This window comes from Providencia alcalifaciens DSM 30120 (assembly GCF_000173415.1).
Taxonomy (GTDB): Bacteria; Pseudomonadota; Gammaproteobacteria; order Enterobacterales; family Enterobacteriaceae; genus Providencia; species Providencia alcalifaciens.
The window spans coordinates 62,739-76,636 of record NZ_ABXW01000019.1; the positions used below are offsets into that span (position 1 = coordinate 62,739).

Here is a 13,898-nt window from a genome sequence, read left to right on the forward strand (position 1 = left end):
AAATTCTCACTAAAAGCTAGGTTCAGAGGAACCTAGCTTGAGTTTATTGTTATAGATATGAAACGGTATAAACAACGTTTGATTGCAGCGCACCGACAGATGCGGCAGTCGCATTTGTTTTGTAGTAGCTAGCAATTAAGTTCAATGTTGCACCCGCAGCTGAAGTGGTATTGGCTGCGGTTAACTGAGTATCAAAGGTCGTATTTAATGGAATAGCAACGGTTGGTGATCCAGTCTGTGACAAGCTAAAGCCCACGTTACGAGCAACGGCCGGATCATTTTCGTTCACTGTTGTATTCATTAAATACAGGCCTGAAGGCGAAATATTACTTGAAGAGAAGTGAAGTTTTAATGTCCCTGCTGGCGTACCTCCACCAACAATTGCACAGTTTGAAAAGGTAAGCCCAAAGGCTTTTTGGTTTTTTGTAATAACTGTACTTGCCGTTGTTCCTGCATCAGAAGATATAATCGGATCTAAAGCAATCGACATATCAGCGCTGTTATTACCATTAATCGTACAGGTAGTATCACTAATTGCACCGGAGAAAGAAATAATACCTCCAGGGCTATTTGTGGCAGCAATTACTGAGCCAGATAACACGGATAAGGACAGTATTGATAGAGAAAGTATATGTCTAGGCATAATTAACCCCATCGAGGTTCTCGATTAATTAAAATAAGTGATTTTTTTTCGCGAGTCAGAATTGACTGGCTTTTTAAGCTTAGACAAGGTTTAAAGATCTTCAAGATATGTAAAGTGGAATTCTTGGGTTTATAAAGCCAATGATTTTAAATTTTTAGATTAAAAAACTGAATTTTTTATTTTTAATTATCTTATATACTGTTTTTTTGCTTATGATGAGTGATGTTGCTTAGTTAAGTATAGATAATATAAGGAAGATTTTATTTCTTATTTTTTTTATTTTATTTTTATTCTGGCATTTTTTGTTTTTATTTATCTTTAATATTTAAACAAGTAAAAAGAGTATTATGCTTTTTTAATATTTTTGTTTAATTAATTAAAAATTTATTGAGTGATTAATCTTGCTATTTATGTGGTTAATTTGTTGATGGGATATTTTTCAATTGAACTGCACATTGAATCGTTGGGTTCAAAAAATTAGTTCAAAAAAAGAGAGCATAAACGCTATTTTTGAATAAGAAATAGTGGATTAAAAATAACTAGAATTACCTTGATATAGATGAATAAAATGAAAATTAAAACAATTCTCATTTCTGATTTTTGAACCATAATGATAAGTAACATAACGTAGAGAGATGGGGTGCAAAATGGTCGGACTTTTCAATCGTTGTTTGTCACATGAAGACGCAGGAAAATTGCTGTTGCGCTTAGCTGTAGGTGGGTTAATGCTATTTCACGGAATGAGCAAGTTGCTAACAGGTGCGAGTGGCATCAAAGGATTGCTGGCGTCTTATGGCTTACCTGAATTTATTGCTTACGGCACGATTTTAGGGGAAGTGGTTGCTCCTATCTTCATTGTGTTGGGTATTTTGACTCGCCCTTCAGCGCTTTTAGTTGCTTTTACCATGGTTGTCGCGTGGTTAATGGTAGGGCTAGACAAAACCTTTTTATTGGATAAAACAGGGGCATGGGCGATTGAGAGTATCGTTTATTTCTTTGTGAGTGCGCTGGCGATTGCTTTTCTGGGGGCGGGTAAGTACTCCGTGGTGAAGAGCGAAAATTGGCGATAAATAGTGTTGAATAGTGAAAAGGGCATCGATATTCGATGCCCTTTTGTTTTTAATTAACTAAAATTTAGTCTCCATAAGGGGCTCTAAGATTTATTTAAGGTTGAAGGTCGTCAACGCAAATGACTACTCCTTCATTATTTGCTTTCATAAGCTCATAGCCATATGGATTCAATGCATGAGTTAGCGTTGTTGAGGTTTGCATATCAGCAAGCAAGAGAATCGGTTGTGTGTTAAGGACAAGTTGCTTTAAAAAATGCTGGTTGTCCCATTCATGGAAAACTCGTTCCCCAGCGTTACGTTGCATTACCCATGTTGTTCCGCTTACTAAAAGATCATCACGCTGAATTACACGGCTAGGGGTTTGGCAAACATTTATTGCTTTTTGCACCGAAAAGTTCCCCTTATTCTCATACCATTTTTTCAACGTAAAACGATACGCTACATTGCGTTTATAATTGGTGTGTGCTTTAGGCTTCCCTGTAAAGATAGGGAGCATTGCATTGATACCCTTTATTGGCGTTGGTTTGCGTAATAGGGTGACAATCCCTTCTTTATCAATAGATAACCAATCGATATCAACACTCCAGTCATAATCAGTTTGTTTACCAATCGGAGCGATAATTTGAAATTGCGCCCCAGCAAATCCAGTGTGAGGGAATTCATCATTCTCAGAGAAGATATGTTCTTTTCCAAGCGCTTTAATTTTTAATTTACCGTAGGTCACCACGGTGAGCTACGGTGTTGACCCTGAGTAATCAATGGAAGCGTTATCAAGATAAATTGTCGATTCACCCACCACAGGATTATTAAAGTTAGCGGTATATACGCCATCAGTGGTTTCAATCATGATACGGTCAATCTTTCCAGCAGTAGCTTGTATATGGGGTTTTTTCCCTTTAATTGCGACGCCATTTGCATCTTTTAACTCTAATGTCACAATGGCATTGGTACTACTGTTTTCATCAAGGTCATCTCTATTTACAGATAATTGACTCTTACCAGTGGCAAATACAGGTGTGCCCGCTTGTACTGTTAGGTTAATTGGGGCACTGATTTGGGTACCCACATTTGCAGTAATGACATAATTTCCACTAATAGAGAGGATCATTTCTCCTTTATATTCACCATTTTGCTCTTTCCATGTTGGCTGGTTTACGGTTCCATTTGCATTGTTTAAATGGATATCAGCCGGTTTTATCATGACGTTGTTTCCATAGATATCTTTCGTGCTTAATGTGAACATGACGTTTTCACCAAGCGTAATGTTGTTGTTATCTATGGCTAACTCAAGGCTATTGACATGTTGTATTTCCGTAAAGGGTTGAACGGTAATTTTTAGGATGTTATCGAGATTATTCACCTTAGCCGTTAACGTGTGCTCTGTGACTTTCTGCAAGTTTACAGAAACCGTATATATACCCGATTGCTTGCCATCTTCAGCCCAATTCGGTGATGTTAAGTTTTCAGGTGTATAGCTATTAGATAATGAAATATCTTTACTCAGTACGTTATTCACTCCGTTTCCATATTGATCTTTCAACGTTAAGGTGAGCACCGTTGATGTATTTGGTAAGACCTGAGTAACGGTCGCGGCAAGTTGTATTGAAGCTACTTTATCTTTACCACTTGGTGAATTAACGTGAATAGAGTTCATCTCCGTGAATTTATTCACTGTTACTATCAGTGGGGTATCACCGGCTTGGTTTAAAGCAAACTCTGTATGATAAGACCCATCTTGGTTGTCTACCCAGGTTGCGGTCTGAAGGGTTGACCCAATAAGGAGTTCAATATGCTGAGCTTCAACGCCAACCACACCATTATTGAACTTATCCATTAAGGTTAGTGTGAGTTTGGTTTTTTCTGCTACCTCAATTTTTGCTGGGGTTTGTAGGGCAATGGCTGCAACATTGCTATACCCTTTCAGTGGTTGTACATGGATTTGAAGCATTTTTGTTTGCCCATTGACGCTGGCAATCAAAGTGTGTGACTTCACTTTATCAAACTGCACATCTGTGATGTACGTGCCTAATGTTAAAGGTGATTTTACCCATTTTACTGAGGTTTTGATTTGTGAGTCGGTATTGGTTAAGTCAATATCTGAAGCTAAAACATCATCGACTTCGTTACCAAAACGATCCTGAACTTTTAGTGCAAGCTCTGTTTTCTCGCCAACGGAAATTGTATTTTTTCCAGTTGTTATTATAACTTGGCTGACATTGGCCGCGCCTTTGAGTGCATTGACAGTAATATCTGCGGTTGAAGTGCGTTGTTTATTAATCACTGCGCTTAACTTATGTTTTCCAACGAGTGTTAACGGAAGTGATGCTTTATAAATACCTGCGGAATCCATACGCCAAGCTAATCGACTGTTATCGATAGTTTCAGCTGTATAGCTATTTTCCAGCATAATATCCGAACCATTGACACCAATTATGAGATTATCGTATTGGTCTTTCAGCTCTAGCGTTAACTCCACATTGTTACCTGCATCCAAATTCACAATACTGGATGCTAACTTGGCTTTTGCCACTTTAGTACTTCCAACAGGTGCAGTGACTTCAATGGTTTCAATTCGGCTATTTTGCTGATTAACCGTCGCTCGAAGTGGGTAAACACCGACCTGCTTGATTTGTACTTGGGTAGTGTAAATACCATCCATGGCAGATAACCATTTCTTATCAATTTTGGCGTTTTTCTGTGTAAGGTGAATATCTCGGTTTTGAATATTGGTGACACCATTGTCTACCAAATCTTTAAGTCGTAGGGTTAATTCAGTGGTATCTCCCGCTTCTATTGTCGCATCTTTAATCGTCAGCGCCGTTGTATTGACATTGCTAGCACCACTTAGAGCCTTAATTTCAAGCGTTACTTTATTACTGAGAATATTTTTGACAATCGCCTGCACATCTTGCGAGCCTAATCTATTCATCAGTAAGTCAATCGAATAGCTTCCATCGCTGTGATCCTGCCATTGAGATATCTCACTTAAATTTGTTAATAGCTTTAAATGAGAATTCGCTCCGGTTAAAGGATTATTAAATTTATCCATTAAATTAAGTGTAACGGTGATTTTATCGCCAGAATCAACCATTTTTTTACTGCCGCTAAGCATTATTGTATCAAGTGCACCACGTTGCCCCGTCCTATCAACGGTGCTTAATGGGATTGGCATTGGGTTATTGATAGTCCAATTTACGCTTGCTAGCTGACCATTAACGGTCACTTTAACGGCATGTTGACCTTTCTGCTGTGCAGGAAGTTCCCCTGAGTATTGACCTGTATCGCCTAATTCAGTCAGTTGAATCGACTGAATAACGCCATCAATTTCAAGGGTCATATCACGGTTGAGAACGTTGTTAACAGGGTTTCCATATTTATCTTTCATGATCAAGGTAATGGAGGAGGTATGACCGGCATCAACGGTGGTTATTGGGGATATCTCCAATGTCGCAACTGAAGATGCACCTTGAGGAGGTGTGACCTGAAGAGTGGCATTGTGTGAGATATTATTGACTTTCACTGTGACAGTTTGCTTTCCAACGCTATTTAATGAGATCTGTGCGGTATAAATTCCTAAGTTGTTCATCTCAAGCCAAGTCGTTGGAAGGGGCGTGCCAGCGCTATTTTCTAAGGAAATATCAGCACTGTTGACTTGAGAAACTGGATTGCTGTGTTGGTCGTTGAGTTTCAATATCAGCGTAGCGGGAGTACCTGCAACGATGCTTGCCGTACTAGTTGATAGCTGAACATCACTGACTTGCTTCTGACCTACAGAAGAAATGGCATGAATGAGTACATTATCTTGCTTACTGTTAACGGTGGCTTTTAATGAATGAATGCCACCTTTAGTCACAGTTGTTTCCGCTGTATAGACACCTTTTTGCTGATGGTGCCATTGCAACCCGTTTAGTGCACTGCGCGTATTATCATCATTGATATTTATACTATTATCCAGTACATCGGTTACGCCATTATTAAACTGATCGAGCAGCGTGAGTTTGAGTTGAATTTTTTCGCCAACGACAAATTGTTTCGGTGTAGCATCAAGGTTAACGTGATGAACGTGAATAGCTCCTTTTAACGCGATAACATCGATATCAATAGAGGGGCTATTGGTGAAACCGACTGTACTAACAAGCTTATGATTTCCTAATTGTTTGAATGAGATTTCGGTGGTGTATACGCCATTACCTTGCTCTTTCCATTGAATATTGGATAGCGTCAGTTTGTTATCTTCTAATTTGATGTCACTAGAAGGAATTTTCTCAACATTATTATTGTATTTATCACGCAAAGTGAGAGTGAGTGTTGTGCTCTGCCCCGCAGAAATCAGTGGATGTTGGGCGTGCAATTCAATGTCGAACACTGATGTTTTAGTTTGTTGAGTTTCAACCGTAATCGAAATAGGTTGGCTAGCGATAGTGTTTATGGTCGCAGTCAAGCTATCACTGCCCAGCTTGGTCAAGGGGAGTGAAGTTGTATAAATACCATCGTGATGATCTTTCCAGACGACGGAGCCAGTTTGACCATGGGTTAACACGATTGCCGAAGCGAGGCCCGTTAACGGGTTTTTAAAGGCATCTTTCGCCATCACGGTTAAATCAAGGGTATCACCGGATTGTAGTCCCGTGAGGGCGGCACTGCTTAAGGTAACGGTCTCTAGGACACCTTGCTCACCCATGTTCCCCTGTACCTTGGAAGGGATTGGTGTTGGGGCTTGTACAGTTAAAGTCTCTTTGTTGGAATCCTTACCGTTGACGCTCACCTGAATGTCTTGTTTGCCACTGTGCTGCGCCGGCAGGGTGACAGTGTAGCTGCCATCTGGATCTTGCGTCGCTGGGAGCGTGTGGGTGGTGCCAGCAATGGTCACCTCTAGTTGCTGAATGTCGTTGACTGGGTTGCCGTTACTATCGGTTAAGGTCACGGTCAGCGTTGGTGTCTCACCAGCTTGTGGGGCTTTATTGGTCGGGGTGATCACCACATTTTGCACACCGGTGTGACCGGTGCGGTTAGTGACGTTGACCTTGAGGGTATTACTGTCCACCTTATTGGCGGTCGCCGTCAGGCTATCTTTGCCCAGCTTGCTTAAGGTCAGTGAAGCCGTATAGGTACCATCTTGGTTATCTGTCCAAGTGACGGAGCCAGTTTGACCATGGGTTAACGCGATTGCCGAAGCGAGACCCGTTAACGGATTTTTAAAAGCATCTTTCGCCGTCACAGTTAAATCAAGGGTATCACCGGATTGTAGCCCCGTGAGGGCGGCGCTGCTTAAGGTAACGGTCTCTAGGACACCTTGCTCACCCGTGTTCCCCTGTACCTTGGAGGGGATTGGTGTTGGGGCTTGTACAGTTAAAGTCTCTTTGTTGGAATCCTTACCGTTGACGCTCACCTGAATGTCTTGTTTGCCACTGTGCTGCGCCGGCAGGGTGACAGTGTAGCTGCCATCCGGATTTTGAGTTGCAGGAAGCGTATGCGGTGTTCCTGCAATGGTCACTTCAAGTTGCTTCACGCCGTTGACTGGGTTGCCGTGGCTATCGGTTAATACCACGCTGATCGACGGTATCTCACCGGCTTGCGGGGTGTTGTTGATCGGGGGGAGCACCACATCTTGAATTTTTGAAATATCAACATTATGGCTGACCGTCAAAACAGTTTTGGGGCTGAATATACCATTCACATGGGCAGTGATATCAATATCCCCGGTTTTGGTTAATGGTAAATTGACAATATAGTCATATTTTCCATCTTGGCGCCAAGCAATATCGTTTCCTTTAAAATCACCAAGATGAATATTGCTAGGGTCGATATTTTCAATCTCATTGCCAAAACTATCTTTCAGCGTGACCATCACAAGTGGATTGTCACCAGATTTAAAATCTGTACGGTTAGGATTGATATCGATTTCAATATCAGCGATGACGCCTAATGTTCCTAGTGGACCGCTGCCGTCAGCGGCGACAGATGCGACGGCATTTGTTCCAAGCGTATTAAACTTTTGTTCTTGTGAAACTGTTTTGCCCATAACAACTTGGATGGTATGCGTACCAGGTTGTTGCCCGGAAATTTTAGCGGCGTAGATGCCTTTGTCGATATCAGTATCCCAAATTGCTGTTGACTCCGTTTTCTTGTCAATGATGGTCGTAATGTCATTTTGGGCATCAATAATTGGGTTGCCGTGACTATCCAGTAATTGAAATGATACTTGGCTTTCTCTGCCTGCATACACTTCAGGGACATCTAGGATAGTCACTTGATGTAATTTACCGCTAAGGAATTGAACAGATTTGGTTTCACTCTGGCCATTGATGGAGATGGTCACTTCGCTTGAACCCGCTTTTAAACTAGTGAGTGTAACTTCAACAATGCCATTTTCATTGGTTGTTGCTTTATCGACGATCTTTGCATGCGTTGCCGAAAAAGTGACTTCCTGATTGGCGAGCGGATTTTTATTTTTATCAGTAATGTGAGCTTTTACTGAATTTGTTGAAATACCATCGGCAAGAACACCAGATCGGGTGATTGTAAAGCTGTGGATACTGGCTTGAGCCGAGTCTGGTTTGAAAACGACTTGGGCTTTCGCCGGTTGATGATTACCTGTGTAAGCGCTAATTTCGTATGACCCTGCAATTTCTGAGGTAAATTGTACCAGTGCTTCGCCTTTATCATTGGTTGTTGTTATGTACTCCCAGGGTTTAGCGACTTTCATTGTTTGCATTTTTTTACGTAGGCTATTTTGAACGCTGGAGTTAGTGGTCGTTTTTGTTTTCCGGGAGGCGAGTGTGAGCGCATTTGGTAAAACAAAGACCACTTTTGTGTTAGGGATTGCATGACCAAGAGAGTCTCTGGCAATAGCAGTAAGACCATTAATATCATTTCCATTCGCTAAGCCTTTCCCATGAAATTTCATATCACGAGGACTGATACTGATTGAGCCAGAGTGGGTAATTTCAATTAATGTTTCAGCGACAGGCGAGACATTACCTTTAATATCATAGGCAATTGCACGTAAACGGTAGCGATTTATCCTTTGTACATCTTTTGCTGCATTGGATGTTTGATAAGATGGCAAAGTTAAGGTTGCCGTTTGATCATCCGAACTAATAGAACCGCCTACAGCCAAAAATTCAGGTGCTTGCCACTCAATATGTTTGAGGGGGTATTTACTTGTGAAAGATTTGACTAGCGGCACGGACTGCCCTGTTATCCCTTGAATTTTACTCGGTAATGACAGGTGTAGTACGGTTTTCTTTTGGTAGTTGAGAATAATATTATTATTGCGCTCTACAAAATCATAACGATTGCCGGAAAGACGACGGGTCTCGGCAACTTTAGTTGGATCTAAATGGTGAGCTAAGTTTTTACCAAAGGTCCACGTAAATTGAAGTTTGGCTTGGGTCTCTACTTGTTTTTCACTACCAAGTTTATGACTGGCATTTAATGTGAATAATGGGAATGGCGTCCAGTTAGCACCGATGGTTGCGGCATTTGGGTTTTTTTGACGTTTTGTTTTTCCGAATAATGCAACGCTATCGCCATAATATTGCTCATATCTTAGGTTTCCACCTAGGTGTGGGTAATTTGGCAGCCAACCTTCTACTTGTATATCCCAGCCATGAGCGGGTTTAGCATTAAAATCGTGATTTAATTCTGAGGCACTTTTCCATGATGTTAAACCGAAATAACTATTGGCATTTAATTTTAAATAGTCTTGCCAGTATTCCACTCCTAATCCTACGCGAGTATGGGCGTGAGACAAATCGTGATCGATAAACGCGTTCATACCGATAGTGCTTTTTTCATGAAAATAACGTAAGCCAATTCCATTATTGGTATGAAAACGCTCATCATAGCGATGAAGAGTGTGCTGGGTGAATAGCAGGATATCTTCTTGGTCATACCAAGGGATCAACCAGTCAAACTGTGAATTTTTGATGGAGAATTTTTTATCAAAATCGATATTGAGTTTGACATTGCCTGCTTTGGATAACCAATGTTCAATCTCTTTTGTCGCTTCACTGGAAACTTTATTTCGTGCGTAGTCTTGCGCTATCTGAGACAGATCCTTCATCGTTTTCTTTTGTGAAAGGAAGGTTCCAACTGTTTTAGTGTATTCAGCGGCTAAGTGTTCGGTATTATTTTCATCGATGATTTGGTCGCTACCTAATGATGGTAACTCTTTGTTATCCAACATTTTTGCATAAGCTGGGATAACAGGCATAATGGCAGATGACCAAATAGCCGTAAATATAACAAAACCGTTAGCCAATTTTTGCTTAACGGCTGAAACAGAGGAGCTCATTCAATTTATTCCTAGTGGCGAAAATTTACGCGGCTATTCTGAGGTGGGTATTCGATATAGGCTTGTGAATTGATTTGACTTAAAAAGAAATTGAATTTGTGAGTTGGAAAAACAATGAATTCTATAAATTTTCTAAACGTGGTCACGACGAAAATGATAACAGTAAAAAGATGCTGAGAAAGACAGCTCTAGCCACTTTGGAAAAGTTTGGAATTGTATTTTAATAAAACAAAAACAAAGAGATAGATAGAGGAACGATGGAACTGACTTTCTTAGGTACTAGCGCAGGTGTGCCAACAAAAGAGCGCAATGTCACCAGCATAATATTAAATTTAGTCGGTATTCGTAAAGGTTACTGGCTGTTTGACTGTGGCGAAGGAACACAACATCGAATCTTAAATAGCCCCTTTAAAACCCCAAAAATCGAGAAGATTTTTATTACACATTTACACGGCGATCATATTTTTGGCTTACCTGGATTACTCTGTAGCCGGTCTATGGGAGGAACGACGGATCCTTTGACGCTATATGGACCAAAAGGTCTGAAGCAGTATGTGGAAATCGTTTTATCAGTGAGCGACTCCTTCATGACGTATCCTCTTGAAATTGTAGAAATTGAAGCAGGTGAGTTATTTGATGATGGGGAGCTAGTTGTCACAGCGTATCGGTTGGATCACCGCGTAGAATGTTATGGCTATCGTATTGAAGAACATCCAAAACCGGGGGCGCTAAATGTGCAAAAACTGGAGCAAGATGGGATCCCTCGCGGACCTTGGATGCAGGCGCTGAAGAAGGGCGAAGTTATTGAGCTAGAAGATGGCCGCAGCGTGAATGGGGCTGACTACCTTGGTGAGCCGGTTGCAGGGAAGGTGGTCGCGATTTTTGGGGATACCACCCCAACACCAGAAGCGTTGCTATTGGCTAAAAATGCTAATGTGATGGTGCATGAAACCACGCTAGAAGTGGCGCTGGAGGTGAAAGCCAATGAGCATGGGCACTCTTCAACTCGCCAAGCCGCGCAATTGGCTAAGCAAGCAAATGTGAAACGGTTTATCGCCACACACTTAAGCGGGCGTTATGGACCCGCTGACCTTCCTCGCTTACTGGCGGAATGCCAAGCAGAATTTCCAGAAACTCAGATAGCTAAAGATTACTTGACGGTAAAAATTGAGTGAAAAAACAAATCGACACGGGTTCAAACGTGTCGATTTTGTTTTGATGAAATACCTCAGCCTAATAAATAACTTTAACAAACCCATTACGGCAGTATGTTTCGTATTCATCACTGAGTTGCCGGTTCGTGACAATCACATCAAATTGAGATAACTCTCCCATATTCGCCGTCGCCACTTCATCAAACAGATTGTAAGGCGCTAATAAAATCTTACGAATAGATTTTTCCATGCCTTTCTTTTTCATCGGTAAATCATCGAGATTATAGCAAGTCACCCCATAGGCACTGTGAACGCCAGTTGCGGACATAAACGCTTTTTTGGGGTTGATGGAATCCAATAAAGAAGGCAATGTTGGGCTGTAAAAAGAGTCACTTTTGGGGCGATATTCCCCACCACAGAGCAGAGCGGTAGCATTCTTTTTCTGGCTTAAAGCAAGAAAAACGTTATGGGAGTAACAAATTCCGGTAAAGCTTATCTCTTCAGGGATCAAGGCTATCAAGGTGGCCATTTCAATGCCATTATCGAAAAAGATCACATCGTCTTCGCTGACCATACTGGCGGCTAGATTTGGAATATACAGATCTTCAGTTTGGTCTGGTGTGAAAATATCGGCATGAGGCTCATGAGGAGTTAAAGCGGCAGGTTGAGTGACAGAAACAATATAGCCACCAAGCAGTGACATTGGAATGGGACCTTCAGTATCGGCATTGAGATCTCGACGAATGGTCATTTCAGAAACTTCGAGTATTCTCGCTGCCTCTTTAAGGTGAATGCGTCCTGAACGTTTAATACATTCACTTAATCGGCGAAGGCGTTCTTTTTGTTTAGTTTCTATCACCCTGCAATCCTTTTTATGATGGCGCGGACGAACCGCGCCCCGTTGTTTAGTAGTCACTTGGAGTGGTATTTTCTCCAGTCACAATAGCGACACTCGCGCTTGCACCAACGCGGTTAGCACCAGCTTCAATCATCTTAATTGCGGTTTCACGCGTACGTACACCACCGGATGCTTTGACGCCAATTTCATTGCCAACCACTTTACGCATTAAAGCGACGTGATGCTCAGTGGCACCCATTGTACTGAATCCTGTTGAAGTTTTCACAAATCCAACGTTAATTGTGCGGCAAATTTCACAAACCTGTGTGATTTCTTCATCAGTTAACAGGCAAGTTTCGAGGATCACTTTCAGTGTTGCCTTACCACAAGCCGCAAAAACGGCTTCAATATCTTGACGAACAAAGTCTAAATCACCACTTTTTAGCATACCAACGTTGATGACCATATCCACTTCATCGGCACCACGGCGAACAGCTTCAGCGGCTTCAAATGCTTTAGCTTCTGTTAAACATGCACCTAATGGGAAGCCTACGACACAGCACACCATCACATCGCTATCTTTTAAACATTCACTTGCTAAAGGTACATAGCCGGTGTTAACACACACAGAGGCAAAATGATATTGTGCGGCTTCTGCACATAACGTTTTGATATCATTAACCGTTGCGTTAGCAGCCAATAAAGTATGATCGATATATTTCGCTAAATCTTGCATTTTAAACCTTCCTATATGACGTTTTCAGAATAGATGTGGAATAGGTAACAAAGAATGAGGAAATGTGGCAGATATAACACTTGATCATTCGTTATTCGAGATCCTAATCACAAATGATATTTTTGCAACATGATAATGTTAGGATTATATCATTATGTGATTTATTTAACACGAGGGACATCATGGATATAGCAGTTATCGGTTCAAACATGGTCGATTTGATCACCTACATTGATCAAATGCCAAAAGAAGGGGAAACCCTCGAAGCCCCAGCCTTCAAAATCGGTTGTGGCGGTAAAGGGGCAAACCAAGCTGTTGCCGCAGCAAAGTTAAACTCTAAAGTGATTATGCTAACTAAAGTTGGAGACGATATTTTTGCGGATAACACCATCCGTAATCTTGAGTCTTATGGCATCAATACTCGCTATGTAGAAAAAGTACCATGCACCTCAAGCGGTGTGGCACCGATTTTTGTTAACCAAAATTCGTCTAACAGTATTTTGATTGTTAAAGGGGCGAATAAGTTTTTATCCCCAGAAGATATCGACCGCGCCGCGGAAGATCTGAAAAAGTGCAAACTGATCGTATTGCAGCTGGAAGTGCAGCTGGAAACGGTTTACCACGCGATTGCCTTCGGTAATAAGCACAATATTCCTGTATTACTTAACCCAGCACCCGCACAACGCGCACTGGATTTAGATTACGCATGTCGTTGTGATTTCTTTGTACCGAATGAAACCGAGTTAGAAATTCTGACCAACATGCCTGTGGATACCATGGATAACGTGCGTCGTGCCGCACAATCCCTGTTAGACAAAGGTCTGAAAAACCTGATTGTCACTTTAGGCGACAAAGGTGCGCTATGGATGACTCGCGACAGTGAGTTATTTATTCCGGCTATCAAAGTCAATGCAATTGACACTAGTGGTGCTGGCGATGCGTTTATCGGTTGTTTCTCTCATTACTATGTTCACACCGGAAACATCGAAGAAGCGATGAAAAAAGCGGTTCTATTTTCAGCCTTCAGCGTAACAGGAAAAGGCACGCAATCTTCTTATCCAAGTATCGAGCAGTTCAGTGAGTTTGTGCAGTTGAATAATTAGTTCTAACCATCTTTCAAGCGCCAGAAGCATTACCTGTACCCACAATATTTGCTCT

The 13,898-nt window shown here is 41.5% G+C and carries 8 protein-coding genes; 3 read left to right on the forward strand and 5 right to left on the reverse strand.

Annotated features, from left to right (window positions below):
• Nucleotides 1–49: 49 nt before the first annotated feature.
• The gene (locus PROVALCAL_RS06190; RefSeq protein WP_006663314.1) at nt 50–643 is read right to left on the reverse strand and encodes a fimbrial protein; all 594 of its coding nucleotides are present in this window, start codon (nt 641–643) and stop codon (nt 50–52) included.
• Nucleotides 644–1,290: 647 nt separating this feature from the next.
• Here PROVALCAL_RS06190 and PROVALCAL_RS06195 point away from each other — a divergent pair.
• Complete coding sequence (locus tag PROVALCAL_RS06195; protein WP_036968544.1) at nt 1,291–1,713, forward strand: DoxX family protein; 423 nt, start codon at nt 1,291–1,293, stop codon at nt 1,711–1,713.
• Nucleotides 1,714–1,807: 94 nt separating this feature from the next.
• Here the strand turns inward: PROVALCAL_RS06195 and PROVALCAL_RS06200 are convergent, their stop codons facing one another.
• Both PROVALCAL_RS06200 and PROVALCAL_RS06205 read right to left on the reverse strand, forming a co-directional pair.
• A complete protein-coding gene (locus PROVALCAL_RS06200; RefSeq protein WP_131657916.1) occupies nt 1,808–2,437 on the reverse strand; it encodes a hypothetical protein in 630 nt (209 codons plus the stop codon).
• A gap of 9 nt (nt 2,438–2,446) precedes the next feature.
• Entirely contained in the window at nt 2,447–10,012 is a 7,566-nt protein-coding gene (locus tag PROVALCAL_RS06205; protein ID WP_006658290.1) for an inverse autotransporter beta-barrel domain-containing protein, read from the reverse strand.
• A gap of 257 nt (nt 10,013–10,269) precedes the next feature.
• Between PROVALCAL_RS06205 and rnz the strand changes: the two genes are divergently transcribed.
• Nucleotides 10,270–11,187 (forward strand): ribonuclease Z, encoded by a 918-nt coding sequence (rnz, locus tag PROVALCAL_RS06210; RefSeq protein WP_006658291.1) that lies wholly within the window; start codon nt 10,270–10,272, stop codon nt 11,185–11,187.
• A gap of 58 nt (nt 11,188–11,245) precedes the next feature.
• On the opposite strand, the gene PROVALCAL_RS06215 is transcribed toward rnz, so the two are convergent.
• The gene (locus tag PROVALCAL_RS06215; RefSeq protein ID WP_006663307.1) at nt 11,246–12,025 is read right to left on the reverse strand and encodes a DeoR family transcriptional regulator; all 780 of its coding nucleotides are present in this window, start codon (nt 12,023–12,025) and stop codon (nt 11,246–11,248) included.
• Nucleotides 12,026–12,071: 46 nt separating this feature from the next.
• Nucleotides 12,072–12,740: a deoxyribose-phosphate aldolase gene (gene deoC, locus PROVALCAL_RS06220; protein WP_006658293.1), complete on the reverse strand. Its 669-nt coding sequence runs from the start codon at nt 12,738–12,740 to the stop codon at nt 12,072–12,074.
• Nucleotides 12,741–12,922: 182 nt separating this feature from the next.
• On the opposite strand from deoC, the gene rbsK reads away from it, so the two are divergent.
• On the forward strand, nt 12,923–13,843 hold the full coding sequence (gene rbsK / locus PROVALCAL_RS06225; RefSeq protein WP_006663306.1) for a ribokinase: 921 nt from the start codon (nt 12,923–12,925) through the stop codon (nt 13,841–13,843).
• The last annotated feature ends 55 nt before the right edge of the window (nt 13,844–13,898 follow it).

What these genes read in the sequence shown, in the direction of transcription:
- rnz (WP_006658291.1), top strand. Translation starts at nt 10,270, where the DNA reads ATGGAACTGACTTTCTTAGGTACTAGCGCAGGTGTGCCAACAAAAGAG.
- PROVALCAL_RS06190 (WP_006663314.1), bottom strand. Translation starts at nt 643, where the DNA reads ATGCCTAGACATATACTTTCTCTATCAATACTGTCCTTATCCGTGTTA.
- rbsK (WP_006663306.1), top strand. Translation starts at nt 12,923, where the DNA reads ATGGATATAGCAGTTATCGGTTCAAACATGGTCGATTTGATCACCTAC.
- deoC (WP_006658293.1), bottom strand. Translation starts at nt 12,740, where the DNA reads ATGCAAGATTTAGCGAAATATATCGATCATACTTTATTGGCTGCTAAC.
- PROVALCAL_RS06195 (WP_036968544.1), top strand. Translation starts at nt 1,291, where the DNA reads ATGGTCGGACTTTTCAATCGTTGTTTGTCACATGAAGACGCAGGAAAA.
- PROVALCAL_RS06205 (WP_006658290.1), bottom strand. Translation starts at nt 10,012, where the DNA reads ATGAGCTCCTCTGTTTCAGCCGTTAAGCAAAAATTGGCTAACGGTTTT.